At 61.3% G+C, this 26348-nt stretch carries 27 protein-coding genes and 1 pseudogene; 10 read left to right on the top strand and 18 right to left on the bottom strand.

The window, feature by feature from the left end:
* Nucleotides 1-6: 6 nt before the first annotated feature.
* Genes HY067_22135 through HY067_22120 form a run of 4 tightly spaced genes read left to right on the top strand, consistent with a single transcriptional unit; the run spans nucleotide 7 to nucleotide 5026 of the window.
* Nucleotides 7-1014, top strand: a complete 1008-nt coding sequence (locus tag HY067_22135; protein ID MBI3530655.1) for a DUF2877 domain-containing protein — start codon at nucleotides 7-9, stop codon at nucleotides 1012-1014.
* Entirely contained in the window at nucleotides 986-2596 is a 1611-nt protein-coding gene (gene fdrA, locus HY067_22130) for an acyl-CoA synthetase FdrA (protein ID MBI3530654.1), read from the top strand. The genes HY067_22135 and fdrA overlap by 29 nt, the downstream gene beginning before the upstream one ends.
* 21 nt (nucleotides 2597-2617) lie before the next feature.
* Entirely contained in the window at nucleotides 2618-4057 is a 1440-nt protein-coding gene (locus HY067_22125) for a DUF1116 domain-containing protein (protein ID MBI3530653.1), read from the top strand.
* 15 nt (nucleotides 4058-4072) lie between these two features.
* The gene (locus HY067_22120) at nucleotides 4073-5026 is read left to right on the top strand and encodes a carbamate kinase (protein ID MBI3530652.1); all 954 of its coding nucleotides are present in this window, start codon (nucleotides 4073-4075) and stop codon (nucleotides 5024-5026) included.
* A 32-nt stretch (nucleotides 5027-5058) separates the two neighbouring features.
* Here the strand turns inward: HY067_22120 and HY067_22115 are convergent, their stop codons facing one another.
* Nucleotides 5059-6603 carry a regulator gene (locus HY067_22115; protein ID MBI3530651.1) on the bottom strand — a complete coding sequence of 515 codons (1545 nt, stop codon included), beginning with the start codon at nucleotides 6601-6603 and terminating at the stop codon, nucleotides 5059-5061.
* 342 nt (nucleotides 6604-6945) lie between these two features.
* On the opposite strand from HY067_22115, the gene HY067_22110 reads away from it, so the two are divergent.
* Genes HY067_22110 through HY067_22100 form a run of 3 tightly spaced genes read left to right on the top strand, consistent with a single transcriptional unit; the run spans nucleotide 6946 to nucleotide 9139 of the window.
* Complete coding sequence (locus HY067_22110) at nucleotides 6946-7230, top strand: XRE family transcriptional regulator (GenBank protein MBI3530650.1); 285 nt, start codon at nucleotides 6946-6948, stop codon at nucleotides 7228-7230.
* 24 nt (nucleotides 7231-7254) lie between these two features.
* Nucleotides 7255-7815, top strand: a complete 561-nt coding sequence (locus tag HY067_22105) for a cysteine hydrolase (GenBank protein ID MBI3530649.1) — start codon at nucleotides 7255-7257, stop codon at nucleotides 7813-7815.
* A gap of 46 nt (nucleotides 7816-7861) precedes the next feature.
* Nucleotides 7862-9139: a beta-lactamase family protein gene (locus HY067_22100; protein ID MBI3530648.1), complete on the top strand. Its 1278-nt coding sequence runs from the start codon at nucleotides 7862-7864 to the stop codon at nucleotides 9137-9139.
* 56 nt (nucleotides 9140-9195) lie between these two features.
* Here the strand turns inward: HY067_22100 and HY067_22095 are convergent, their stop codons facing one another.
* From HY067_22095 to HY067_22055, 9 genes and pseudogenes are all read right to left on the bottom strand, one after another.
* Entirely contained in the window at nucleotides 9196-9597 is a 402-nt protein-coding gene (locus HY067_22095; protein ID MBI3530647.1) for a PIN domain nuclease, read from the bottom strand.
* Complete coding sequence (locus HY067_22090) at nucleotides 9597-9788, bottom strand: type II toxin-antitoxin system VapB family antitoxin (GenBank protein ID MBI3530646.1); 192 nt, start codon at nucleotides 9786-9788, stop codon at nucleotides 9597-9599. Before HY067_22090 ends, HY067_22095 begins: the two co-directional genes overlap by 1 nt.
* Nucleotides 9789-9851: 63 nt before the next feature.
* Nucleotides 9852-10541: a hypothetical protein gene (locus HY067_22085; GenBank protein MBI3530645.1), complete on the bottom strand. Its 690-nt coding sequence runs from the start codon at nucleotides 10539-10541 to the stop codon at nucleotides 9852-9854.
* 232 nt (nucleotides 10542-10773) lie between these two features.
* Nucleotides 10774-11436, bottom strand: coding sequence for a cysteine hydrolase (locus tag HY067_22080; GenBank protein ID MBI3530644.1), 663 nt, complete (start codon nucleotides 11434-11436; stop codon nucleotides 10774-10776).
* A 237-nt stretch (nucleotides 11437-11673) separates the two neighbouring features.
* Nucleotides 11674-12216, bottom strand: a complete 543-nt coding sequence (locus tag HY067_22075) for a creatininase (GenBank protein MBI3530643.1) — start codon at nucleotides 12214-12216, stop codon at nucleotides 11674-11676.
* Nucleotides 12217-12234: 18 nt separating this feature from the next.
* Complete coding sequence (locus HY067_22070) at nucleotides 12235-12609, bottom strand: SDR family NAD(P)-dependent oxidoreductase (GenBank protein MBI3530642.1); 375 nt, start codon at nucleotides 12607-12609, stop codon at nucleotides 12235-12237.
* Nucleotides 12610-12643: 34 nt separating this feature from the next.
* A pseudogene (locus HY067_22065) lies at nucleotides 12644-12760 on the bottom strand (SDR family NAD(P)-dependent oxidoreductase).
* 93 nt (nucleotides 12761-12853) lie between these two features.
* Nucleotides 12854-13867, bottom strand: a complete 1014-nt coding sequence (locus HY067_22060) for a fatty acid desaturase (protein MBI3530641.1) — start codon at nucleotides 13865-13867, stop codon at nucleotides 12854-12856.
* Nucleotides 13868-13916: 49 nt separating this feature from the next.
* Nucleotides 13917-14921: an ABC transporter substrate-binding protein gene (locus HY067_22055; protein ID MBI3530640.1), complete on the bottom strand. Its 1005-nt coding sequence runs from the start codon at nucleotides 14919-14921 to the stop codon at nucleotides 13917-13919.
* Nucleotides 14922-15360: 439 nt separating this feature from the next.
* On the opposite strand from HY067_22055, the gene HY067_22050 reads away from it, so the two are divergent.
* Nucleotides 15361-16287: a CobD/CbiB family protein gene (locus HY067_22050; protein ID MBI3530639.1), complete on the top strand. Its 927-nt coding sequence runs from the start codon at nucleotides 15361-15363 to the stop codon at nucleotides 16285-16287.
* 66 nt (nucleotides 16288-16353) lie between these two features.
* On the opposite strand, the gene rsgA is transcribed toward HY067_22050, so the two are convergent.
* The 3 genes from rsgA to HY067_22035 all read right to left on the bottom strand — a co-directional run bounded on the left by rsgA (nucleotide 16354) and on the right by HY067_22035 (nucleotide 19187).
* The gene (gene rsgA, locus HY067_22045; GenBank protein MBI3530638.1) at nucleotides 16354-17250 is read right to left on the bottom strand and encodes a ribosome small subunit-dependent GTPase A; all 897 of its coding nucleotides are present in this window, start codon (nucleotides 17248-17250) and stop codon (nucleotides 16354-16356) included.
* Nucleotides 17251-17415: 165 nt separating this feature from the next.
* Nucleotides 17416-17757, bottom strand: a complete 342-nt coding sequence (locus HY067_22040; protein MBI3530637.1) for a 4a-hydroxytetrahydrobiopterin dehydratase — start codon at nucleotides 17755-17757, stop codon at nucleotides 17416-17418.
* A 179-nt stretch (nucleotides 17758-17936) separates the two neighbouring features.
* Nucleotides 17937-19187: a M48 family metallopeptidase gene (locus tag HY067_22035; GenBank protein ID MBI3530636.1), complete on the bottom strand. Its 1251-nt coding sequence runs from the start codon at nucleotides 19185-19187 to the stop codon at nucleotides 17937-17939.
* A 62-nt stretch (nucleotides 19188-19249) separates the two neighbouring features.
* Between HY067_22035 and orn the strand changes: the two genes are divergently transcribed.
* Nucleotides 19250-19801 (top strand): oligoribonuclease, encoded by a 552-nt coding sequence (orn, locus tag HY067_22030; protein MBI3530635.1) that lies wholly within the window; start codon nucleotides 19250-19252, stop codon nucleotides 19799-19801.
* Between the two features lie 113 nt (nucleotides 19802-19914).
* Here orn and pgi read toward each other — a convergent pair whose 3' ends face one another.
* Both pgi and HY067_22020 read right to left on the bottom strand, forming a co-directional pair.
* Nucleotides 19915-21570 carry a glucose-6-phosphate isomerase gene (gene pgi, locus HY067_22025; GenBank protein ID MBI3530634.1) on the bottom strand — a complete coding sequence of 552 codons (1656 nt, stop codon included), beginning with the start codon at nucleotides 21568-21570 and terminating at the stop codon, nucleotides 19915-19917.
* 139 nt (nucleotides 21571-21709) lie between these two features.
* Nucleotides 21710-22240: a phasin family protein gene (locus tag HY067_22020; GenBank protein ID MBI3530633.1), complete on the bottom strand. Its 531-nt coding sequence runs from the start codon at nucleotides 22238-22240 to the stop codon at nucleotides 21710-21712.
* A gap of 213 nt (nucleotides 22241-22453) precedes the next feature.
* Here HY067_22020 and HY067_22015 point away from each other — a divergent pair, with 213 nt between their 5' ends.
* The gene (locus HY067_22015) at nucleotides 22454-22915 is read left to right on the top strand and encodes a hypothetical protein (protein MBI3530632.1); all 462 of its coding nucleotides are present in this window, start codon (nucleotides 22454-22456) and stop codon (nucleotides 22913-22915) included.
* Between the two features lie 49 nt (nucleotides 22916-22964).
* Here the strand turns inward: HY067_22015 and HY067_22010 are convergent, their stop codons facing one another.
* From HY067_22010 to HY067_22000, 3 genes are all read right to left on the bottom strand, one after another.
* Nucleotides 22965-24152 (bottom strand): acetyl-CoA C-acyltransferase family protein, encoded by a 1188-nt coding sequence (locus HY067_22010; GenBank protein MBI3530631.1) that lies wholly within the window; start codon nucleotides 24150-24152, stop codon nucleotides 22965-22967.
* Between the two features lie 199 nt (nucleotides 24153-24351).
* Nucleotides 24352-25530, bottom strand: a complete 1179-nt coding sequence (locus HY067_22005; protein ID MBI3530630.1) for an acetyl-CoA C-acetyltransferase — start codon at nucleotides 25528-25530, stop codon at nucleotides 24352-24354.
* Nucleotides 25531-25941: 411 nt separating this feature from the next.
* The gene (locus HY067_22000) at nucleotides 25942-26340 is read right to left on the bottom strand and encodes an RNA-binding S4 domain-containing protein (protein MBI3530629.1); all 399 of its coding nucleotides are present in this window, start codon (nucleotides 26338-26340) and stop codon (nucleotides 25942-25944) included.
* Nucleotides 26341-26348 lie beyond the last annotated feature (8 nt).

Raw genomic sequence — 26348 nt, 5'->3', positions numbered from 1 at the left:
GCCGTAGTGAGCCGCGATCCGCGCGACCTCGTGTCCGACACCGAAATCTCGGACTGCGTTGGAGATCTTGTGCCCGCGCGCGCCCACGGGCGGCTGCACAGCGTCTTCCGCCGCGCCTGCAACATCGAAACGGATGCGGGCGAGTTGGTAACCCTGCTGGCGAGCGATCTGGGCAACCTTCCGCACGGCATCCGGCTGGCCAGCCCGGTCGCGTCATTCGAGTCTTGGCTGATTCCGGGGCAGAGTGCGATTCTCGATCATGCGGCGCTGCGCATAACCAACGCGGGCATTACCGTCGACCTGTCCGGTGCCGCCGTCTGGCGCGGCGCCGTCGCCGCCGTCTCGATGGATCCTGGCGGCGCCGCCATCGCGGTGGCGCTGCACGAGTTGCGCGCGACCCTGGTCGAACGCGCGCCGGAGCGGGGATTTGGGCCGCTGCTTGCCGCTCCCGCCAGTGCGCGTTCTTCGGTCGAACGCGCATTCGCCACCCGGCTTTCGCACACGCTGCCGATGCTCGCGCGGGCAACCGAACGGCATGACGTCACGGCCGTCGCCGGGGCGGCGGCGCGACTCGTGGGGCTCGGTCCTGGATTGACGCCTTCGGGTGACGACTTCATCGCCGGCTATCTGGCGGCGCTCCGGAGCCGTGCCGGCTTCGAAAGCGGCATCGACGCGATGCTGCGGTCGCTGGCCGATTCGCTCGCGCCGCTTGTCCTGCGCACCAATGCAATCAGCCGCCAGATGCTGAGCGACGCGGCGCAGGGGCGATTCGCCGAGCGCTTGGTCGATGTGACGGTTGCGATCTCGGGCGCGGGCGATGTCGTCGAGGCGACCGCGCGTGCGCTGGCGAGCGGACACAGCTCGGGCGCGGATACGCTGTGCGGCCTGCTGTTCGGCTATGCGCCGGACCTGGCGACGCAGGAGGCGCCGTCGCCGGATCGTCCACCGAGGCATCCGCTCCCGCGCGCCGCTCAATTCGAAAGCAATGCCGGCCGAACGGCCGCAGTCGCCTGATGAATCTGGAGAGCGTGACTTGTCTGCCATTCTGGTGAAAATCGTTTCCCGAGAATACCGGGACTCGGTGTCGCTGATGCAACTGTCGGCGATGCTGGGCAGGCTGCCGGGCGTGGAACAGGCCTCGGCGGTGATGGCCACCGAGAACAACCTGGCGCTGCTGGCGGAAGCCGGCTTGCGCGTCGACGCGAAGGGTGCGCACGCAAGCGACCTGCTGATCGTGGTGCAGGGCGAGAAATCAGCCCTGCCCGCGGCGATCGAGGAGGCGATGAAGAGCCTCACCCGGCAGGCCGAGGACGACGGCGGCGAGACGCACGCGGCGCTGCGTCCGCGCAGCATTCAGATGGCGCTGAAAGTCGCCGGCGATGCCAACATGGCACTCATATCCACGCCCGGCGATTACGCGGCGGCGGAAGCGATGAAGGCGTTGCGGCTCGGGCTCAACGTCATGCTGTTCAGCAACAACGTGTCGGTGGAGGAAGAGCTCGCGCTCAAGGAGTTCGCGCGCGATAGCGACCTCATCGTCATGGGGCCGGACTGCGGCACCGCCATCATCAACGGCACGCCACTTGCCTTCGCCAACGTGGTGAAGCGCGGCCCGGTCGGCGCGGTGGGCGCCTCGGGCACCGGTCTGCAACAGGTGAGCGTGCTGGTCGATCGCCTCGGCTCGGGCATCTCGCAAGCGATCGGCACCGGCGGGCGCGACCTGCATCGGGAGATCGGCGGCATCTCGATGCTGAAGGGCCTCAAGGATCTCGCTGCCGATCCCGCGACGCAGGTCGTGGTCTTGATCTCGAAGCCGCCTTCACCCGATGTGGCAGAGCGAGTGCTGGCCGAGGCAGCAAAGGCGGGCAAGCCGGTGGTGGTGGTGTTCCTCGGCGCCGATCCCGCGAGCATAGCGCGCAAGGGCGTGCACGCGGTGAAGACCCTGGAGGACGCCGCCCGCGCGGCAGTTGCCATCGTCAAGGGAGAAAAGCCGCGCGACAGTTACACCGGCGTGCCGGATTTGCCTGCCGGATTGCCGAAATTTGCCGAATCGCAACGCTACCTGCGCGGACTCTACAGCGGAGGCACGTTCTGCTACGAGGCGACGCTGCTGCTCGGCGAACTTCTGGCCGGGGTGCACTCGAATACACCGACGCGCAATGCGCACGAACTCGCCGATGTCTGGCAGAGCCATCATCACACGCTGGTCGACCTCGGCGATGACGTATTTACCCGCGGCCGCCCGCATCCGATGATCGACTACCGTCTGCGCACCGAGCGTATCGTGAAGGAGGCCGAGGACCCGCAAACGGCGGTCATCCTTCTCGACGTGGTGCTGGGCCATGGCAGCCACATGGATCCGGCCAGCGAGTTCGTGCCGGCGATTCATCGCGCGCGCGCAGCCGCCGCCGCGCAGGGCCGCAGCGTGGCGTTCGTCGGGCAAATCTGCGGCACGGCCGCGGACCCGCAGGACCTCGCCCGCCAGAGCCGGGCGCTGACCGAAGCCGGCATGCTGCTCACTGAGAGCAATGCGCAGGCGGTGCGGCTCGCCGCCGCCATCGTCGCCGCGGGTGTGCAGCCGCGCAGCGGACACTGAAATGAAGAGAATGAGGATTCGATGAGCACGCTGTTTCGTGAGGACAAACGCATCATCAACGTCGGGTTGCAGTCGTTTGCCGATTCCATCGTGTCGGCCGGCGGCAAATCGGTGCAGGTGGACTGGACGCCGCCGGCGGGCGGCAACCGCGTCGCCGGCTGGAGCCTCGCGCAACTGCTCAATCACCCGGCGGTGGAGCACGCCAATGAAAAAGCCTACGCGGCTTTTCTCGCCGCCCAACCGGTGCTTGCCGGGATCGGCGTTGCCCGCGCGCAGATGCCGGGAATGGACGGCCGCATGGTCCTGCACGCCGGGCCGCCGATCGCGTGGCAGGAAATGTGCGGGCCGATGCAGGGCGCAGTGATCGGAGCGATCCTGTACGAAGGCTGGGCCGCCGACGCGGAGGCGGCCCGCCGGCTGGCCGAAGGCGGAACGATCGCATTCGAATCTGCGCACCACCACGCCACGGTGGGACCTATGGCGGGGGTCATCAGCCCGTCGATGCCGGTGTGGGTGATCGAAAACGCCGCCGGCAGCAATCGCGCGTATTCCAACATGAACGAGGGTCTCGGCAAGGTGCTGCGCTTCGGCGCCAATTCCCCGGAAGTGATCAAACGCCTGCGATGGATGGCCGAGGTGCTCGCCCCCGCGCTGGCTGCCGCCCTCGCGAAGTCCGGACCGCTGGAGCTGAAGCCGCTGATCGCGCAGGCGCTGCAAATGGGCGACGAAGTCCACAACCGCAACGCCGCGGCGTCTTCGCTGTTCCTGAAGAAGATCGTGCCCGCGGCGCTGCATTCCGGTTTCGACGCGGCAGCGATCGCCGACGCAGTGACGTTCATCGCCGGCAACGACCATTTTTTTCTGAATCTGTCGATGGCAGCCTGCAAGTCGATGCTCGATGCCGCACATGGCGTGCCGGGAAGCAGTCTGGTCACCGCCATGTCGCGTAACGGCGTGCGCTTCGGCATCCGCCTCTCGGGCACCGGTGAGCAGTGGTTCGAAGCGCCTTCCCCGGTCGTGGGCGGACTTTACTTCCCGAGCTATGGGCCGGAGCACGCGGCGCCGGACATGGGGGACAGTTCCATCACCGAGACCGCCGGTCTCGGCGGTTTTGCCATGGCCACCGCGCCTGCCATCGTGCAGTTCGTAGGCGGTACGCCGCAGGATGCGATCGCGAGCACGCGCGAAATGCGCCACATCACGCTCGGCCGCAACAGCGCGTTCACGCTGCCGGCGATAAATTTCAGCGGCACGCCTGCGGGCATCGATGCCCGCCGCGTGCTTGATACCAACATCACGCCGATCATCAACACCGGCATCGCCCACAAGGAAGCCGGCGTCGGCCAGATCGGCGCGGGCATCACGCGTGCACCGCTGGAGTGTTTCACGCAGGCCGTCATTGCGCTGGCGTCCCGGGTCGGCGTGGCCGTGCCCGGCATTGTTCGGTCCACTCGGTCCTAGACAGAGGGCACCGCGATGAGCAAACGCAATCGCACAGCGGTCGTGGCAGTCGGCGGCAACTCGCTCATCCTGGACGATCAGCATCAATCGATTCCTGACCAGGTAAAAGCTGCGACGATGACTTCGCAGTATGTCGCGGACATGGTCGAGGCGGGCTGGACGGTGGTGCTCACCCACGGCAACGGCCCGCAGGTGGGCTTCATCCTGCGCCGCTCGGGCATTGCCAAGGGCGTCGTGCCGGAGGTGCCGGTGGACTATGCCGACGCCGACACCCAGGGTGCGATCGGCTACATGTTCCAGCGCGCGCTCTACAACGAATTTCAGCGCCGCAAACTCAAGCGCAAGGTGGTCGCGATCGTCACGCAGGTGCGGGTGGATCCGAACGACCCGGCTTTCAAAGCTCCGACCAAACCGATCGGTGCGTACATGACCGAGGACGTCGCCAAGTCGCTGGCACAGGATCTGGGATGGACCGTGAAGGAGGAGGCCGGCCGCGGCTGGCGGCGGGTGGTGGCCTCGCCTTTGCCGCAGGAAATCATCGAGCGCGACATCATCGAGGCGCTGATCGACCTGGGCTACATCGTCATCGCTTGCGGCGGCGGCGGCATTCCCGTGCTGCGCGACGAACACGGCGGGTTGCAGGGCCTGGAAGCGGTGATCGACAAGGATTTCGCGTCCAGCCTGCTGGCGCGCGACATCCGTGCGGAGCTGTTCGTGGTTTCCACCGGCGTGGAAAAGGTGGCCGTCAATTTCGGCAAGCCGGATCAGCGCTGGCTGGAGCGCATCGTGCTCGCCGACGCGCGGCGCTATCTCGCCGAGGGGCAGTTTCCGAAAGGCAGCATGGGTCCCAAGATCGAGGCGATCATCGCTTTCCTCGAAGGCGGCGGCGATCGCGCACTGATCACCAATCCGCCCAACCTCGGGCGCGCGCTTTCAGGCGCATCCGGCACTCACGTCGTGCCGGCCTGAAGATATCGGCTGCGCGGCCTCGCCTTACGGCGCTACGCCGCGGCGGGCGGCGTCTCCTGTCGCGACATCAGCAGGCACACCGCGCCGAACATCACATAGCCGAGCGAGACCAGCGGCGACACCATCCAGCCGAGTTGCGGACCGTGGATCAGGCCGATGAAGGCGAACGCCGCGCCGACAAACGCCACGATGGCGGCGTGGGTCAGCTTGGAGTCGATGATGAAGGCTGCCATCGCACCCAGCACCATGCCGGCAAGCACTGATCCGCCTCCGAGTGTGGCAAGGCCGTGATAGACGACGCCCACTTGTCCGAGCGCGGCCATGCCGACTTTGTCGGCACTGGTGCCCGCCGCGCCGAGCGCACCGTCGATGTTGATCTTGGCCCATTCGGCGATGTTCGGGATGATGGCCAGCACCACCGCCGGCGCGTGCTTTGCCGGGCTGGCCTGGAATGCCTGCGCGCCGATGACCAGGCCGATGTACAGCAGGATCGGCAGGATCGCCACCAGCGGAATCAGGTTCAGCAACAGCGCGGTGAGTCCGAGGAAGCAGACCAGCGCAATGGCGATACCGGTGGCGAACGAATAACCGATGCGCCCGCCTACCGACTTCCAGCCCGGATGCCCGATATACACCGCCGGCGGGAACGGGCTTCCCAGCATCGATCCGACGATCGCACCGATACCGTCCGCCGCGAGAATTTTGCGCAGGTTGTAGTTGTCGCCCGCCGCCGAGGCGCTCTCCACGTTGTTCATCGCTTCCGTGAAGTTGTAGATCCCCAGCGGGATGGCGGTGGCCAGCAGCGGGGCAATGCCCGCCAGACCGCGGAATACATCGGCGGAGAACCACGGCAGGTGCAGGCCGAATTGCTCGAAGGCCTTGCCGACTTCGGCGCCCTTCATGTAGTCGCTCCAGCCGAAGGCCGCGGCGAGCCAGCCGATCGCCGCGCCCACAATCACCGCGGCCAGTCCGCCGGGAACGCCGCCCGGGAGCCGGATGTTGGCGGTCCAGGCGATGAGCACGATGGCGAAGCAGACGAAGCCGATCCAGGGCACTTCCCACATCTGGAAGGCCGGGCGCATCGAGATGAAGGCGATGGAAATGCCGGCCAGTGTGCCGAGCATCGCGGCGCGCGGGGTCATCTTGCGGATCCACGGCCCGACGAAGCAACCGAGCAGAACGATCACGCCGATGATGAAGCACCAGGCCAGCCCTGCGGCATAGGCGATCATCGGGTCCTTGGTGGAAAGATAGGTGGGCAGCATGACGACCAGCACCACGATGAACATGTGCGGCACGCTCGGGCCGTACGGCATCGCCGTGACATCGGAGCGACCGGTCTCCTTCGCCAGCTTGTAGGCAAGCCAGGCGTAGAACAGGTTGCCGATCGGCAGCGCAATGCCCAGCGCCGGCAGCACCCGTCCGTACACCGTGTCGGGCGGAAGCTGCACGACATACAGGCACAGCGTGGTGAGGACAATGACATTCAGCAGGACGTTGGTGAAAAGACCGAAGAACCCGTTCCAGTCGCCCGCCACCCACCAGCGCGGGTTTGCAGCAGATCCGGCAGCACTCATGGTTTTCCCCTCCCGTAGTCGATTCTTCTGTTCTCTCCGGCCGAAATAAGGCGACGCGGACCGTGGCGCGAGCGCAGCGTGTGCGCGATGGCGCCGTCATAGGTCCCCGCCCGCGACCGGGCAGGCTGAAAAGCATGCACCCGCCCGACCGCCAAGTCCAGAACCGGGCGGCTGGATGCGCTGCACCATGGGCGCCGTTAATGTCTCGATGCTTGACGTCGATACGAATATTCGTATAATCGTCGCGTGAAGCTACTGCTATGTCCTGCATGCTTTCCAAGAGAGAAAAGCAGAAGACGATTCGCGCGGACATGAAGGTCGCGATTAAAAAAGGGCTGGACGATGACCACAAAAATTTCGAAATCCAGCGGAAACGTGTTCCTCGACCTGGGATTCCCGCCCCATGAGGCGGCTGTCATGCTGCTGCGTGCGCAACTTGCCGAGGCATTGCGGGGGTGGATGGAATATAGCGCTCTTACTCAGGCGGATGCCGCAAAAAGACTGGGCATTACGCAACCTCGCGTATCGGAGATCACGCGGGGCAAGGTGGAGCTGCTTTCACTCGATTATCTGGTCGGCTTGTGCGCCAAGGCGGGCATACCGGTGAAAATGCGCCTCGCTGCCTGACTTTCCTACCTGCTACCTGAAACGATGTTCGACACCGCCCTCATCGTCATTGACCTGCAGCGCGATTATTTTCCTGATGGCAAATTCGTGCTACCCGGCATCGAACGCACGGTCGAGCGGGCCGCGTCACTGATCGCACTGTTCCGTGCCCAAGGCATGCCGGTCATTCACGTGCGGCATGTAGAGAGGGATCCGGCAGTCGGATTTCTACTGGATGGGACTTCCGGCGTAGAGATCGATCCGCGGGTCACGCCGCAGGGCGACGACATGCTGATCACCAAGAATTATCCGAATGCGTTTCGCGATACTACGCTGGCCAAGATCATCCACGTGCTCGGGGCGAAAGAACTGTTCTTCTGCGGCGCGATGAGCAACCTGTGCGTGGACGCCACCGTGAGAGCGGCATTCGACATGGGTTATCGCTGTACGGTGATCGAAGATGCCTGCGCAGCCTGCGATCTGGAGTTCGGCGGCAACATCATTCCCGCAACGCTGGTGCACGGCGCGTTCATGGCGGCTCTGGCCTCGGCCTACGGTGAAGTCGTGGACCTCAAGACGTTCTCAGGACGACTCGCCGCTGGATGAGTCTCTTAAGAAAAATACGCTACTAAATAATTATCGAGGGACGGACATGACAGGAATTCGTAATCTCTTCGGGTGTTTGATGGTTGTATTTTCCGTAATGGCTGCAACCTGGGCGGCGGATCTGCCGTCGGCTTCACCTGAAGATTTCGGATTTTCCTCAGAGCGTCTGGCGCGTATCGGTCCCGCAATCAAGGGCGAGATCGAGAAAGGACAATACCCGGGTGCGGTGATACTGGTTGCGCGCAAAGGTCAGATCGTCTACTTCGAGAGCTTCGGGCAACTCGACCCCGCGAGCGGCAAGCCGATGACGAAGGATGCGATCTTCCGTCTTTACTCGATGACCAAGCCGTATACCTCGGTGGCGGCCATGATGCTGATGGAGGAGGGGCGGCTGCGCGTGACCGATCCCGTCTCCAGATATATTCCGGCGCTCGCCAATCTGCAGGTCAGCGTCGCCTCGACGGACCCCTACACCGGGGTGGCGAAATATTTCAACGTTCCGGTCGATCGCGAGGTTACGATCCAGGATCTGCTCCGGCACACATCGGGGTTCGTGTATGGAGCCTATACCGCGCATCCCAAGGTCAAGGAGCTTTACGCGAAGGAAGGCGTCGACTGGAAGGACGTGACGCCCACCGAGCAGATCGAGCGCCTGGCGAAGGTGCCGCTCGCGCACCAGCCGGGCAGCACATTCGAATACAGTTTGTCGACTGACGTGCTCGGGCGCGTGATCGAGGCGATATCCGGCATGCCCCTCGGCCAGTTCCTCCAGGAGCGCATCTTCACGCCGCTTGCCATGACGGATTCGGCGTTCATCGTGCCGAAAGAAAAGCTCGACCGGCTCGCGCAACCCTTCGCCACCGATCGTGCGACCAATACCCCCATCAACCTCCTCGATGTTACGGTACCCCAGAAGAACGATGCTGGCGGCGCGGGCAGCGTGGGAACCGCCGCGGACTATGCCCGCTTCCTGCAGATGATGATCAACGGCGGCCAACTCGGTGGCGTGCGGTTGTTGAGCCGCACCACCGTGCAGTACATGACTGCGGACCATCTCGGCGACACCAAAGCCTCGGGACTGACAACGCTGCCGGCGGGCACCGGCTTCGGGCTCGGTTTCGCCGTGAGACGGGAAACAGGCCGGTTCGAAGTTACCGGTTCGGCCGGCGAATACTACTGGGCGGGGGCGGCAGGCACGGGCTTCTACGTCGATCCGAAAGAGGAACTGATTTGCGTATGGATGACTCAAGGGCAGCCGGGCATGCCGCGACGTTACGACCGCTATCTGTTCAAGCAAATGGTGTATCAGGCCATCAACGACTGACGCGCGGCAACCGCCTTTTCCTGTGCTGATGGCGGGCCCGATGTTCGATAGATTTCTTAAATGCGACGAAGAGCCGTCTTCAGTCCGAGGTGTTTAACAAACGGATCAAAATCGCGATCGGAATATAAAAGCGGGATCCCGTTTTCGATGCAGAACGTGGCAATGATTGCATCCGTCGTCTTGCGGACGGTGACGCCTTTTTTTCGAAGCGCCCGATAGTTGTCGGCAGTCTTGAGCGCCAGCGTGGCTCCCAGCAGGTCGTAAATCGTCAGACTGGTCATTAGCCGCTTTGCGGTCGCATGGTCGGCATCATTGCGGAATCCCTGCAGCACCTCGGCTAGTATCAGGTCGCCAATCGCTACAGGCTCGGTCCCGAGAAGTGCGTCAAGGCGGTCGGTTTCCTCCGTAATCCGACCGTTGCAATAATCCACCCATACGCCGGAATCGACCAGGAGCATCAGTCGGTTCGCATGCGGTCCAGATCACTCCGCCACTTGAGCTTGCCGCGAAATCCCTTGAGCGCCTCCTGCTCCTTAAGCCGAATCAGGGCTTTGAGTCCAAGCTCCACGGCCTCTCGCTTGGTTTGTGCTCCGGTAGCCTTGATTGCATCCGCGATCAGTTTTTCGTCAATGACAATGTTGGTCCGCACCGATTGTCTCCGTGTGTATGGTAATTATGTATTATGCACATTCCGGCAATGCCATTGCGCTGATCAGGCATCCATTGGAATATCGGCGCCCTCCTGCCACGGCAACGTCGAGAGTTCTATCCGCCACGTGTCGCTGCAGTTGCCGCGCCTTCCGAACGAGATCTCGAAATCCACCAGTTGCCGCAGCTCGGCACTGCATTTTTCTGCCGCGAAGTCGGCAAGGCAGGTCGCCTGTGGCAGCCTGATTGCACGCGGGCGAACGATCATGAAGAACGGGCCCATCGTCAGTAGCAGGGTCAGAGGGTCGGCTGACAATTGATTGGCAGAGCTTTCCCCGGCGCTCACAGGTACACGTTCCCAGATCTCAAAGTAATCGGTTTCGACGCCATATTCGAACACGCGGTCCGGTGTGTCGAACACCATGCGGCCGATGTCGTTGGCGCCGCTCGGCGGTTGGAAGTCGTGGCGCCGCAACCATCTGCAGATATCCTCGTCCACGACCGTCGTGCCGCAGAATCCCTGTTGCCTCGCCAGCTCCAGCAACTCGGTGCGGTTCAACTGATCCGGCCCTGCTTTGCCCGCGAAAGCTGGACGGCCGGCGGGTACGCGAATGTCGGCGTGCCACGATTGCGTCTGCATCCAGACCACCTGCGTAGTCGTGTCCTCGATCTCCGGCGTGCGCAGCAGCGTTCGTTTCCATACGCCTATATACGCCGGCGGTACTGGGGGACCAGGCTGAAGCTGGATCACCATCTAAGGATTACACCCAACGCAGAGGCGCAGAGAAAGGCTGGAGGACGCAGAGGAAGAGAAATATGATTGGTTCGTGGCGGGCTTAATTCCTGCCAATGTGCTCCGATGATTGTGTATATCTGACGCTCGAACTTGTTGCAGTTTCTATCCCCGTTTGTTTTTCTCTGCGCACTCCGCGCACTCCGCGCCTCTGCGTTGGGTGTAAATATTCGGGTGAATTCTGTGGCCGCGGTCACGCGACCATTCTGCCAGCGAGTTCAGCGGCAACTTGTTCGCTGCTCGAGACGGACCCGAAGATGCCGCCTTCGACGGCGATCATGCGCAGGGCTGCGTCGTGCAGGTCGGGAAATGCCGATGCACAGGCGTCGCCGATGGTGATGCAGCGGTAACCACGATCCACCGCGTCGCGCAGCGTGGAACTGACGCAGACCTCGGTGGTAATGCCGCTCAACAACAGCGTTTCGATGTCGCGCACGCGCAGCCGGTGATCGAGGTCGGTGTGCGCAAAGGCGCTGTAGCCGGGTTTGTCGATCACGATCTCTGCGGCGGCCGGCTGCAATTCATCGATGAAATCGTGTCCGGGTTCGCCGCGAATGAGCAGGCGTCCGAGCGGACCGGGGCTGCCGATTTCCGCGCCGGCGTTGCGGCTGCGGGCAAGCTTGACCGGCGGACAATCGGACAGATCGGGGACATGTCCCTCGCGGGTGTGCACGATCATCAGTCCGGCGGCGCGTGCGGCATCGAGCAGCTTGCGCACCGGCGCGATGGCGGTCTGCAACGGCGCAATATCCAGCCCGGCCTTTGCCGCGTAGCCGCGCGGGTCGAGAAAGTCGCGCTGCATGTCGATGACCAGCAGCGCCGTGCGCTCCAATGCCAAACCTTCAAGAAGGTTCATGTCTACACCTTATCTACACCCAACACAGCAGCTTCGGCCGTAAGTGTTGCACCTTAAGGCACAGAGGACACAGAGAGCACAGAGGAAGACGGAATGAATATTTCTTGGAGGTGTGAATTTCTGTCGACCCGCTCCGACGATTGCATACACTGGTATCTCCAACTCGCAGCGGTTTTTCCTCTGTTATTGTTTTTCTTCGTGCCCTCTGTGCCTCTGTGTTGGGTGTAGGGGGTTGGATCACGAAAACTCCTTGCGCACCGCGCCGGAGATCAATGTCGTGAGTTCCTGCGCCATCGCCGATCCTTTCTCCTTGGTCGCGGCTTTCGCCGATGACAACACGCCGGACGGCGGCACCCATTCGGTTCGGGTCGGATAAATGTCGTAAGGCGGGAAATCCGCCGGCGGATCGTTCGGGATGCGGTCCAGCCGGACCAGTTCGGGATGGTAGTGCAACATCATGGAAGTTTCGAGCACGGCCGCATGCTCCAGCGCGTAGCCGGGAAATCCATCGGGAAACGCTTTCGCCAGCGTTGCTGGAGTGAAAAAATCCCAGTACTCCAAGCGCATGATCGTCAGCGGCGTTGTGCCCAATTCACGCATCGCCAGATCGATGCCCTCGATCAGGAACCACTGGTTTTCGTAGTGGCCGTTGACGATGACGAGTTTTTTCACGCCATGTCGCGCGAACTCGCGCACGGTGTCGCGCACGGTATGCGCCAGCGTCATTGCGTCGAGGCTGGTGGTGCCGGGAAAATGCTGGCCGCCGCCGCGTTCGACCATCGCCGGCAGCACCGCGCGCTAGCACAGGAAAACGGCTTTGAGGTCGGTGTCGAGCACGAAGTCCCAGTCCTCCTCGCTGGTTTCCAGCAACGGTTTCTCGAGGATCACGCCGGCGTTGTTGATCAGGATGTCGATCTGTCCCAGCGCATCTCTGACCTTGTTGACCATGCGTTCGACTTTGGCGGCCTTGGTGATGTCGGCGTCGACCTCGATGGCGCTCGCGCCGGCGGCGGCCATTTCCTTGACCGCTTGCCGCGCTTCGGCGGCGCGCCCCAGGTGATTGACCGCAATGCGCGCTCCGGCCGCCGCGAGCGCGACGGCAATGGCCCGCCCGATGCCGGTCGCAGCGCCCGTGACCAGCGCGGTCTTGCCTTCGAGGGAAATGGTGGTCATCGATTCAGTGCATCACTTCGCCGTTGGAAACCACGATCACCGCATGTTTGCTGGCGACGTAGGCGGAGAAACCCGATACGCCGGTGAGGCCCCAGATGGAGGCCTGATTGATGATGCTCGATCCCGATCCCAGCAACGGCAACAACGTACGCACCGCGCGCGATGGCGTGGCCGATACCGCGGGCCGCTCCGGTGACCATGACGGCCTTGCCGGCAAGCGCGTAGTTCGGGTTCATCCCCTATATCACACTGCGGTGAGGAAGGAGACACCTGCAGCGCCGAGAAAGCCGTCCGCCTTGTGGGGACCACTGGTGGCGACCTCGCCGTAGTCGTCGGACAGAATGCGGGCGACACGGTCGCGGTGATAGCCTTTGAGCAGTTCACTCATCGGCATGACCTGCACGTGGTCCGATGGAAACAGTTGTGCGTCCAGCGCCGGCAAATCATGCCATGGCACGATCGGGCGCTCATGATGGGCATTGTGATAAGAGAAATTCAGCAACAGCAGGTTCATCCAGGGGTGGACCACCGAAACCAGGTTGGAATAGGTGTTGGCCTGCTCGTACCGGCGATCGCGAACCTTGTCGTCCGGAATATCGCCTTCCTCGAGTACCGCGAAGGCGTCGTAGGTATGCTGATACGCGTCCGTAAAACGCAGCGCGTGCAGCATGATGAAGTAGGCAACGGCATACAGCACCAGCGCCTGCGGCGCATACCAGCCGAGCGCCGCGAACGCAGCGAGCCGGATTACGACAGTCGCGAGTACGCGCGGCCGCTCGGCATGTCGCGCCGGCTTCACGAACGGCAGCACCATCACGTAAGCGTGCATGATCAGTTCCACTGCCGGGATGTACAGCCATTCGGCGGCGATCGCCAGTCCGCGGAACCAGGCGGGAGACACCCGCAGAAATTTCTTGTAGTCGAAAGTCAGCACATCGGCGCGATCGATGTGGTGGCGCATGTGCTTGCGGCGCAACGCCTGGAAAGACGCGTAGCAGCTGCCGTTGATCCAGCTCATCAGCACGCCCCAGCGGTTGTTCGCGGCCGCAGACTTGAAAATGCTCTGGTGGGCGAACTCGTGCACGAAGTAGGCGCTGTAGGTCAGGCAATGCCCGGCGAGCAGCACGCCGACCAGGTTTGCATACCAGGCGTCGGCGGTCATCAGTGCGATGCCGAATGCCCATCCCAGGAGCGTATAAGACAGCGCCACGATATTCAGCCAGGCGCCGTCGGGAGAGCGAAAGAACTGTTTCGGCATGTCGTTGGATTGCCCCTGAAGGGCCCGCGCGTGCGCGGGCCCGCTCCGGTTACTTCTTCATCATCGTCCTGAGGATGGAGTCGTCGTAGGTATCCTCGATTTTCGGTATCGCGGTGATCTGGCCTTTTGCCTTCAGAATTTCGCCGATCAGCGCGCCGCTGACGTAGAGGGAGGTGGTGTCCTTGCCTTTCGCCAAGACCTTGGTCATTTCGTTTGGCAGCATGTTGTACACCCCGGACAGTCGTTCCTTCACTTCGGCGGCGGACACCCCGAGCGCCTTGCCGATGATTTCAGCGGCCTTGTCGGGATTCTTTTTCATGTAGTCGAGCCCGTCGATGTAACCCTGGATCAGCGCCTTGACGACCTCGGGCTTGGCCTTGATGACCTCCTTCTTGAACACCATCACGTCAGTGATCAGGCCGGGGGCATCCTTGGACGAATACACCACATGGAATTTCTTCCCGCCTTCGAGCGCGGTGATCTGCGACACGTTGGGCTCGTAGGTCACGCCGATCGGCAATGCGCCGGAGGCCATCGCCGCAGGGATCGCTTCCGGCGTCATGTTGACAGGCTGGACGTCTTTCTCGCTCAGCTTGTTGACCTTGAGCGCGTAAGACAACAGAAAGTCCGAGGGCGACAGTGGATTGAAGCCCACTTTCTTGCCCTTGAAGTCGGCGACCTTCTTGATGTCCACGCTGCTGACGATCGCGTCGCCGCCCGCGGAATAATCGATCGGACTGACTACACGCTGGGTGCTGCCTTTGGCGACCTGGCCGATGACCTGGTCGTAAGTCAGCATGCCGCCGTCCACCGAGCCGCCTTCGATCGCGGGCGGAATCAGCGCGGGATCTCTGAAGACCTGCAGCGTGACTTTGAGGCCGGACTTCTTGTAAAGATCGAGCGCGTCGGCGACGTAGTAGGGCCCGTAGCCGATCCAGATTACCGTGCCGATTTTTGCCGTTCCCGCGGCGAAGGCGCCGCTCCCGGCGAGAAGCAGGATGGCGACGAGGGACTGCGTAACGCGACGCGTGACTACAGTGAGCAGGCCTTGCATGTTGAACTCCTCATTCGGGTAGAAAAAGCGATGGAGAGCAGTCTCGCTCTCCCGGGCTTTTATCCCTCCGTGGAGCCTCATCATGAGGCCGGGCCACTCTCGGACCAGTCACCCTTTCGGGTCGGAACCCTAGTGTCCCTACCGGATCATGCTGCTTTCGGGCAGCAAGACCATTCTCCGTCTGCACGCTATCAAAGCAATAGCGGTGCCAATCCGGCGGTGAGCCAAAAAAGTGTTTCCGGTTGATAGACTTGCACTACCGGCGCCGAAGAGCTGGAGTAAAACCCGTCGCACACAAATGGCGCCCCGGCACCGCACCGCCAAGCTAGTGCCGGAGCGAAGTGACTGCCGGGGCGAAGTCAGCGTGACGGGGCGCCAGTCCCGGCCGTTGCGCTGCGATCCGGTAAGATGCGGGCTGGAACGGTGATCCGACTTCGCAATGTCATTCCTCTCTATTCTGTTCACGCTGCTGATCGAGCAGGTTCGGCCGCTCAGCTCGCGCAATGCGGTCTATCGCTGGTATCTGCGCTACGTCAATTCGTTGGGCAATCATTTCAATGCCGGCGCGCAGGATCAGGGCATGGTCGCCTGGCTGCTGGCGATGCTGCCTTGGGTTTTGGTTTCGCTGGCGATTCATTATTTCCTTCTGGACGTCAGTATCGCCGCGGCATGGGTGTGGAACGTCGCGGTGCTCTATCTCGCCATGGGATTCCGCCAGTTCAGTCATGCCTTCACCGAAATCGTCGAAGCGTTGCGCACCGGCGATCTGGACCGGGCGCGGGTGCTGTTGACCGATTGGCGCGGCGAATCGGCGGTAGAGTACAACGGCACCGAGATCGCCAAGGTGGCCATCGAAGAAGGCCTGATCAATTCGCATCGCCATGTGTTCGGCGTCATCTTCTGGTTCCTGATCCTGCCCGGCCCGAGCGGCGTGGTGCTCTATCGCCTGTCCGGGATCCTCGATCAGAAATGGGGTTCGCGTTCGCGACAGGATTACGGCGATTTCGGGAAATTCGCGCAGAAGATATTTTACTACATCGACTGGATTCCCGTGCGGCTCACGGCAATGAGTTTCGCCGTTGCCGGCGACTTCGAGGATGCCGTGTACTGCTGGCGCTCGCAGGCGACGACATGGATGGATCCGGAGCAGGGTGTGGTTCTGGCGAGCGGCGCCGGTGCGCTGGGAGTTCGGCTCGGCGAAACGCTGCATCATCATGGCACCGTGAGTTTTCGTCCCGAGCTCGGACTCGGCGATGACGCCGATGTGAACACGATGACAAGCGCGGTGGGAATGATGTGGCGCACACTGGTGTTGTGGATGTTCATCATCGCGCTGGTCACCGTCGCGCGCTGGGTGGGCGCGTAACGTGCCCAGTACCCCGTTCCGCCGATTCTCGTCGGGTTTTCAGCGACGAACCAGCGGAACAGGACACTAAAACTTCCTGCCCGAGTCGATCTCCCTGACCAGTTTGCGATAGGCGTCGAGCCGCCGTGCATCGATTTTTCCTTCGGCTTCCGACTGCGCGATCGCGCACCCGGGCTCCACCAGGTGCCTGCAGTTGTGGAAACGGCAATGGCCCAGCAATGGCCTGAATTCGAGGAATGCTTCGGCAATGTCCTGCTGCGTGAGGTGATGCAGGCCGAATTCCTGCATCCCGGGAGAGTCGATCAGATCGCAGGTGGGATCGAGGTGATAGAGCCTGGCGTGAGTCGTCGTATGCCGGCCCGAATCGAGCGCCGCCGAAATCTCCGCGGTGGTGGCTCCGGCTCCGGGAATCAGCGCGTTGATGATCGTGGATTTTCCCATGCCGGACTGACCGATCAGGACACTCACCTGTCCGCTCAGCGCGGGACGCAGCGGCGATATGTCGCGCTTGGCCGATAGCGGGATGACGCGATAGCCGAGATCGGAATACAGGATCAGGCGATCCATCGCGCCGGTGCTTTCTTCCGCCAGGTCGAACTTGTTCAATACGATGACCAATGAAAGGCGCTGATTTTCGGCGGCCGCGATGCAGCGATTCAGCAACTCTTCGTAGAAACTGGGGACGACGGCCAGCACGATGACGATCTGCGTGACGTTGGCGGCAATCAGTTTCTGGCGGAATTGGTCGGAGCGATACAGCAATGCGGAGCGGGGATCGATGGCTTCGACGACACCCTGGTCGGGCGCTGTGCGAGCGACTTCGACACGATCGCCGCAGGCCAGCGTGCTGCGTTTGCCGCGCGGAAAACAGGTAAGGATTTCGGGACCGGGGAGTTCGACCAGATATTGCCGGCCGAAAGTGCCGACTACGAGGCCGTGATGCAAGGTCTGCGGCGCACTCAACGCTTATTCAAGACCAACGCCAACCGCAGAGGACGCGGAGGAATAGCGGAACAAAACCTTAAAGCGGAAGAAGGAGCAATCTGCCGGACGATTCGGTGCGCATTTGTTGTTCGCTCCTGTTCTTGCTCTTCCTCCGCGCCCTCTGCGTCCTCTGCGGTGATTGATTTACAGATCGAAAAGCGCATCTATTTTGGCGGCACAAATGAAATCGTTTTCCGAAATCCCCTTGATCGCGTGCGTCATGTAGGCGACGGTGGCCTGGCCATAGCCGACCGCAATGTCGGGATGATGGTCTTCGCGATGCGAAATCCATGCAGTGGCATTAACGAACGCCATGGTTTCGTGGTAATTCTTGAACTTGAACGTCTTCTGCACCAATCCGTTCTTGTACTCCCAGCCGGACAGTCCTTTCAGCATGTGTCCGATCTGAGTTTCCGTCATCGGCGCCACACCGCCTTCGCAGGGTTTGCATTTCTTCCGAACCAGTCCTTCCGATATCTCGCTCATAAAGAATACCTCATTCAAAATTCCGAACCACGGAGAACACGGAGGAATGCATTAAATAGAAAGTTCGAAAATGTAGCGGGAAATGGGCAGGAATATGGTTAGCTTCAGGCAATCGTCCGACCGTTGTTCGTTTTTTATCTCCATTCGTTGTTCTCCGTGCCCTCCGTGGTTCATGATCTTCACGTTCTTGCGAGTTGTTCGAGGCGAGCAATACGAATAGCAGCGGGCGGATGAGAATCGTAGAACGCCGAATGCAGGGGATCCGGCGTCAGTGTGGAAGCATTGTCCTTGTACAGTTTCACCAGGGCGTGAACGAGGTCGCGAGCCGGCGTGAATTTCGCGGCGTACTGATCGGCCTCGAATTCGTGCTTGCGCGAGTACATCGCAAGCAGGGGCTGGAGCAGGAAGGTGAATACCGGCATGACCATGAAGAACAGGGTCAGCGCCATCGCATCCATGGCGGGATAGCCGACGTTGAGTCCCTGATAGAACCATTCCTGATTCTTGAGTTGGCCCAGCAGGAAAAAGAATATCAGCGAGAATGCCGCCATCAGCGCGAGCCGCTTGATCACGTGGCGCATGCGGAAATGTCCGAGCTCGTGCGCCAGCACCGCTTCGATCTCGGCGATGTCCAGCCGCGACAGCAGCGTGTCGAAAAACACGATGCGCTTGGATTTTCCGAAGCCGGTGAAATAGGCATTGCCATGGCTGCTGCGTTTCGACCCATCCATCACGAACAGGCCTTTGGACGTGAAGCCGCAGCGGGCGATCAGATTCTCGATCCGCGTCTTCATTTCGCCGTCCTGCATCGGTGCGAATTTGTTGAACAGCGGTGCAATCACGCTGGGCGCTATGAATTGCACGAAGAGCATGAAGACGATCGCCACCAGCCACACGTACAGCCACCATGTTTCGCCCATTCCCGCCATCAGCCACAGCACTGCGAACAGCAGCGGCAATCCGAGTATCGTGCCGACCGCCGCCTGTTTTGCAAGATCGCCGAAGAACATCGCCAGCGTCATCTTGTTGAAGCCGAAGCGGCTCTCGATGCCGAAAGTGCGGTACAGGTCGAACGGAAGTTCGATGACGGACAGGACCACCGCCAGGACCGCGACGAACATGACGCCACGGAAAATCCCGGTCGCGAAAAAAGACGCCGCGAGATTGTCGATTGCCTGCAGCCCGCCGCCGAAAGTCAGAATCAGCAGAACCGCTGCATCGAAGACGATGACCTTCATGTTGAGGCGCGTCTTCGCGCTGCTGTAGTCCGCGGCCTTTTGGTGGGCCTCAAGACCGATGTCATCCGAGAACGCGGCGGGAACCGCGCCGCGATTCGCCTGGATGTGCCGCACATGGCGCGACGCCAGCCAGAGACGCAGACCGGTGGCTGTCAGTAACGCTGCAAGGAACAATATGGCAAATGTGTTCATGGATGTCGGTTAGGGTCTGTGACAGAATGGCGTCAGGAAAATTCGAAAAAACACAAAAGATTATGGCACAGGATCCCGGCAACCTAATCTGGATCGATATGGAAATGAGCGGGCTGAGTCCCGACAATGACCGTGTCCTCGAAGTGGCGATCGTCATCACCGATTCGCAGTTGAACGTCGTAGCCGAAGGCCCGGTCAAGGTCGTTCATCAGCCTGACGACGTCTTCGACCGCATGGATTCGTGGAACAAGTCCACGCACAAGAAATCCGGCCTGATCGACAGGGTCAAGGCAGCGACAGAAAACGAGGCGGAAGTGGAAGCGGCGCTGATCGCTTTCCTGGCGCAGCACCTGCCGGAGAACACGTCGCCGATGTGCGGCAATTCAATCTGCCAGGACCGCCGCTTTCTCGCCCGGCACCTGCCGAAACTCGAGGCCTTCTTCCACTACCGCAACTTGGATGTCTCCACGCTGAAGGAACTGGCCAAGCGCTGGAAGCCGGGAATCATGGCCGGCTTCGTCAAGCACGGCAAGCACGAGGCGCTGGCCGACATCCATGAATCGATCGAGGAATTGAAATACTACAGGGAGCACTTCCTCAACCTGGAAGGTTGACGAGCCGTGACGGCGTAAGAGCAGGGACAAATGCAAAACCGGATAGCCTGGACGCAAGAAAGCGTCGCATGGCGCGCTGTTCTCATTGGTACCTCGTCACGTCGTCACGATCGTCACGCGTCACGGTTTTTAAGGACATACTCGATCAACCTTTGCGTCGATGCGTCGTGTCTCGGTCCCGGTTTGCCGGCCTTCAAATCCTCCAGCACGCCACCCGCAAGCTGTTTGCCGAGTTCCACGCCCCACTGGTCGAAGGAGTTCACGTTCCAGATCGCGCCTTGCACGAATACCTTGTGCTCGTAGAGCGCGATCAGCGCACCGAGTGAGCGCGGGTCCAGTTGCTTGAGAACTATGGTGTTGCTCGGACGGTTTCCCGGAAACACGCGATGCGGCGTCAGTCGCTCCAGTTCCTCGCCCTGCATGCCGCGCGCCTTCAGTTCGGTTTGGACTTCGTCGGCGCTCTTGCCCCGCAACAGAGCTTCGGTCTGCGCGATGCAGTTGGCGAGCAGCATGTCGTGGTGCCCAGGCATGTTGTCGCCCGCGTTTACCGCAACGATGAAGTCAGCCGGCGTGACCTGGGTGCCCTGGTGCAGATGCTGGAGGAACGCATGCTGGCCATTGGTCCCCGGTGCGCCCCAAATCACTGGTCCGGTGGAGTAGTTGGTCGCCGTGCCCGACCGATCCACTCTTTTGCCATTGCTCTCCATGTCGAGCTGCTGCAGGAAGGCCGGAAAATGCAACAGGTCCTGGGCGTAAGGCAGCACCGCATGCGTGGGATGACCCAGAAAATCGAGGTGCCACACCCCGATCAGCGCTGCCATGGCCGGCAGGTTGCGTTGCAGCGGGGTGTTGCGGAAGTGCTCGTCCATTTCGTAGGCGCCGACGAGGAGTTCCTCGAAGCGTTCGAAGCCGATTGCAAGTGCGATCGGCAGTCCGATGGCGGACCACAGCGAGTAGCGACCCCCCACCCAGTCCCAGAATCCGAACACGCGCTCGGGGATGATGCCGAAGGCGGCGGTGGCTTCGAGATTGGTCGAAACGGCAGCGAAATGATGCTTAACCAGCAAGTCCGCGGGAGCGAAAGCAGCCAGTTTAGTAAGCAACCACTCGCGCGCAGAGCGCGCATTGGTTAAGGTTTCCTGTGTCGTGAAGGTCTTCGACGAGACAATGAACAGTGTCGCCTCGGGATTCAGACCGGCGAGGGTGGCGGCCAGGTGCGCGCCGTCGACATTGGAGACGAAATGGGCGCGCAGGCCGGGCGAGCCATAGGGCCGCAACGCTGTTGTCACCATCAGCGGACCGAGGTCGGAGCCGCCGATGCCGATGTTCACTATGTCGGTGAACGTTCGGCCGGTGCAGCCCCGCGCGATGCCTCCGCGAATACGTTCGGCCATGCCGCGCATGCGCTCGAGGATGGCGCGAATCCCGGGCATGACGTCCTGCCCGTCCACCATGACCGGCCGCTGCGAACGATTGCGCAGGGCCGTATGCAGGACGGCGCGTTTTTCGGTGACGTTGATGCGTCGGCCTTCGAACATGGCCGCAATTTGTGCCGGGACGCTGGCGTCTACGGCCAAAGCCACCAGCAGACGTCGTGTTTCGACCGAAATCGGATTCTTGGAATAATCGAGCAGCATCCCGCAGGCTTCGATCGAAAACGCCTGGGCGCGCTGCGGATCCTGCGCAAACAAGTCGAGGATTCGCGCATCGCCCATGTCACGGGAGTGCGCATCCAGGGCTTGCCATGTCGGGCGGTCGGTCAGGCGCATGAGCGGGGATTGGTGATTGGTGAGTGCCAAAAACGGATAACGCCAAATCAAACCGGATTCTATAGGACGGCCCCCTCCAAAAACAAAAGGCCCCCGGACTATTCCGGGGGCCTTTGAATTGAATCTGTTTACTGGACGCTTAAGCGGCCTTTTTCTTGGTGGTCGCGCCGCTGGCGGCGGTGATCGAGGCTTCCGTTGCTTCCGCGACTTGTTTGGTCGCCTTGCTGAATGCGTCGTAAGCCTGGTTTGCGGCGGCCAGCGCCGACTTCACGGCAGCGACGGCAACATCAGAACCAGCGGGTGCGCTTTTTACGGCCTTGTCCAGGGCAGTCGTCAAGTTCTTGTTCACATCGGCAAAGCGTACTTCGAAGAACTTGCTCAGTTCCGTCTGGGTCTCAGCGACGACGGCATAGACGCTGCGTCCATAAGCAGCCGCTTTTTCAGCGGAGGGCTGGACGATCGAGGTCTGGATTTCGGTCAGTTCCTGGACATCTTTGGCGGCAACGACCGTTTTGGCATGCTTCACGGTGTCGGCAAAGACGGCCTTGGCAATCTTCAGTTGCACGTCCAGCAGCTTTTCGGCACCGGCTGCGGCGATACCGGCGAATTCAACGAAAGTTTCGAGGCTTTCCTTATTCGTGGCCAACAATTGCTCAGGTACGTTGTACATGATTTTCTCCTTCGAGCAGGCGAAACGATTTACGGGACTGAATCCTGTGATGCGGCTGAAGCTTGTTGCACTGCAAAAAACAATGGCATTGTAATGGGCTCTCAGGCTAAGTCAACACAAAATTTGCGAATGTTGGCGTATTCGCGTGTAACTCAAATTTAATTTCATATAAACATATATTTAATATAGTCCCCTAAGACCCATGGAGCTCAAATGGACGTTGTGATTAAGGCTTTGATTGATGCCGCAAGATCTCTTGTGCACCCCATCATTCTGATCATCCTGCTGGTGCCGATGCTGATCGCCCTCGCTGTCTGGATCGGCGTGAGCTGGGCCTATTGGGGCACTTGGACGACCGTTATTCAGAATGCGGTTTTGGACCACGCCAGCTTCACCTGGTCAGACCATGCCGATGCGGCAGAGATGAGGCGGATTTTCGAAATCGCGCGTGGACGGCTGTTCCTGCTCGGGCTCATCACCGGCGTGATGTACTTCATCCCGCCCTTCAATCTGGTGGCGCCGGTGTTTTCGGCGCTGGCCTTCATCCATCTGTGCCTGGATGAGCTGCAGCGGCTGCGGTCCGCTGGCGCTCAGGGGCTAGGGGAAATGCAGGGGCTAGGGGCTAGAAATAAAAAGCGGCGCATGGCGCCGCCTGTGACTTGGGCTAATCCTTAAATTCCCCCCCTAGCCCCTAGTCCCTAGCCCCTGCTGCGATCTACGAGCGTCAGAGGCGCTCGTAGATCGCAGCGATTCCCTGCCCCCCACCGATGCACATGGTCACCAGTGCGTACTTGCCCTCGATGCGCTGCAGTTCATAGAGCGCTTTGACCGAGAGGATGCAGCCGGTGGCGCCGACCGGATGACCCAGCGCAACGGCGCCGCCGTTCGGATTGACCTTCTTCGGATCGAAGCCGAGATCCTTCGCGACGGCGCAGGCTTGCGCAGCGAAGGCCTCATTCGATTCGATCACATCCATGTCGGCGACTTTCAGGCCCGCCCTCTTCATGGCGTTCTGCACTGCGGGAATCGGGCCGAGACCCATCAGCGTCGGTTCGACGCCCGCGTGGCCGTATGCGACCAGCCGCGCCATCGGTTTCAACCCTTTTTTTTCCGCGAGTTTGCGTTCCATCAAAACGACTGCGGCTGCACCGTCGTTGATGCCGGAAGCATTCCCCGCGGTAACGGTACCGTCTTTCTTGAACACCGCTTTGAGTTTGCCGAGATTCTCCACGGTCGCGTCGCCGCGCACGTGCTCGTCGGTGTCGAATAATTTGGTGCCTTTGCGGTCCTTGATCTCTATCGACAGGATCTGGTCCTTGAAATAACCATTCTGTATCGCATTCGCCGCACGCCGATGACTTTCGACCGAGAACTCGTCCTGCATGGCACGCGTCAGGCTGTATTTGGCCGCGACATTTTCCGCGGTTACCCCCATGTGCATCGCATCGAACGGATCGGACAACGCGCCAGTCAGCGCATCCAGTACGACCTGATCGCCCATCTTCGAACCCCAGCGCGCAGCCGGCAGCCAATAGTTGGCGCGGCTCATGGACTCCGCACCGCCCGCAACCGCGACGTCCGCATCTCCCAGAGCAACAATCTGGGCGGCGCTGACGATGGCCTGCAGCCCGCTGCCGCACAGCCGGTTCAGCGTCATCGCCGGAACTTCCTTCGGGATCCCGCCGTTGATTGCGCAGACGCGCGACAGATACATGTCCTTCGTTTCGGTGTGGATCACGTTGCCGAAGACGACATGACCGATTTCCTCGGGCGCCACCTTGCCGCGCGACAGCGCTTCACGCACGCAACGCGCACCCAGGTCGGTCGGTGCGAAATCCTTCAGTGCCCCGCCGAAATCGCCGATCGCGGTTCGCACGCCGGAAATAATTACCACTTCACGTCCGTTGTTCATTGCTTTTCTCCAGTTCGGATTCCAATTCTTGAACCACGGAGGGCACGGAGAAATTCGAGAGCTGAAGACTACCTGGACAAGGGAAGATCGACGGAGTATCCAATCGATAGCGATGGCCACCTTGCATCCCATTGGCTCACTTCAGTTCCTGACCTTTCCTCCGTGATCTCCGTGTCCTCCGTGGTTCCAGATTTTGTCTTTAGCCCCGCTCGACCGCGAGCGCAACGCCCATGCCGCCGCCGATGCATAGCGACGCGAGGCCTTTCTTCGCATCGCGCTTGATCATCTCGTGAATTAGTGTGACCAGTATGCGGCAGCCGGATGCGCCGATCGGATGGCCGATCGCGATCGCGCCGCCGTTGACGTTCACCCTCGACGTGTCCCAGCCCATGTCGCGGTTGACCGCGATCGCTTGCGCTGCAAACGCCTCGTTGATTTCCAGCAGGTCGATCTCCCCGGGCGTCCACCCAGCTTTCCTCAGACACAATTGCGACGCCGGAATCGGACCAATCCCCATGATGCTCGGATCGACTCCGGCGGACGAATAAGCCTTGATGCGTGCCAGCGGTTTGAAGCCCAGTTCCCTTGCTTTGGTCGCGCTCATCATCATCACGGCAGCGGCGCCGTCATTGATGCCCGATGCATTTCCGGCGGTTACGGTGCCGCTCTTGTCGAATGCCGGTTTCAGCGACGCCAGCGCATCGGCGGTCGTGCCGTGGCGCACGTATTCATCCGAGTCGAAGATCACGTCGCCTTTTCTGGTGGAAATGGTGATCGGTACGATCTCATCCTTGAACCGGCCGGCTTTCTGCGCGGCTTCCGCTTTCTGCTGCGAGGCGGCGGCGAACTCGTCCTGTTCCCGGCGCGATACCTTCCATTTCTTCGCAACGTTCTCGGCCGTGACACCCATGTGGTACTGGTTGTAGACGTCCCACAGGCCATCGACGATCATCGTGTCGATTAACTTGCCGTCCATCATGCGCAAACCGTCGCGCGCGCCGTTCAGCACATGCGGCGCCAGGCTCATGCTCTCCTGCCCGCCGGCGATGACGATGCCGGCATCGCCGGCCTTGATCGCCTGTGCGGCGAGATGCGTCGCCTTCAGCCCCGAACCGCAGACTTTATTGATGGTCATCGCCGGAACCATGTGGGGAAGGCCGGCGCGGATGGAAGCCTGGCGTGCAGGGTTCTGGCCGGCGGCAGCGGTGAGCACCTGGCCCATCAACACTTCGCTGATCATGTCCGGCTTCACACCGGTCTTGGCGAGCAGCGCGGAAATGACTTTCGCGCCGAGATCTGTTGCGGGGATTTTGCCTATCGTGCCGCCGAACTTGCCGACGCCGGTGCGCAATGCAGCGACGATTACCACGTCATCCATCTGAGCATCTCCTCACTCGGGAACATCTGGAACGGCAACGCCACCGGCGAATGTCTTGAGCATTCTCTGACGGTGGCGGAAAGGAGGGCGCAGTGTACGCCCGCGTTTTGAGACTTGTCGAGAAAAATGTTGCTTTGCGGAAAATGGTGTTTCGCTCGTCAAGACTCAATCGTTGTCCTGCATGAAGCGAATGATCTGGCGGCGCGGCCGTGACTCGTTAGCCGCAGGCCCGTTTGCGGGAACGGCCGCCAGCGCGCCGCACCGGGGAATATGACTTGGTCGCAGCTGTTAGTTTTGCTCCCGTGTGAATTTGATGATCTGGCGGCGCGGCCGTGACTCGTTAGCCGCAGGCCCGTTTGCGGGAACGGCCGCCAGCGCGCCGCACCGGGGAATATGACTTGGTCGCAGCTGTTAGTTTTGCTCCCGCGTGAATTTGATGATCTGGCGGCGCGCCTTCTTGGTGGGCCGCCCTCCGGGAAACGGATTCGACTGGCGTTCGATCTTGAGCAGCGCACTCTTCTCCTCGCGCTCCCTCCGGCTCTGATCGGATTCGGAATACAGCTTGGACGCTTCGGTGGCGGAACCGCGGCGCTCGCTCAATGCAAGCACCGTGATCTGCCAGGTGAAATGTCCGTTGCGGATGGCGAGCATGTCCCCGGCCTTGAGCACCTTTGCCGGTTTCACGCGTTCGCCGTTGGCCTGCACTTTGCCACCCTCCACTGCATCCGCCGCCAGACTGCGGGTTTTATAGAAGCGGGCCGCCCAAAGCCATTTGTCGATGCGAACGCGGGAGGTTTCGTTATTGGACATACCTGCGG

The organism is Betaproteobacteria bacterium (assembly GCA_016194905.1).
Lineage (GTDB): Bacteria > Pseudomonadota > Gammaproteobacteria > Burkholderiales > JACQAP01 > JACQAP01.
Note: the sequence above shows the minus strand (reverse complement) of the source record. Positions and strands in the feature narration are given on the sequence as shown.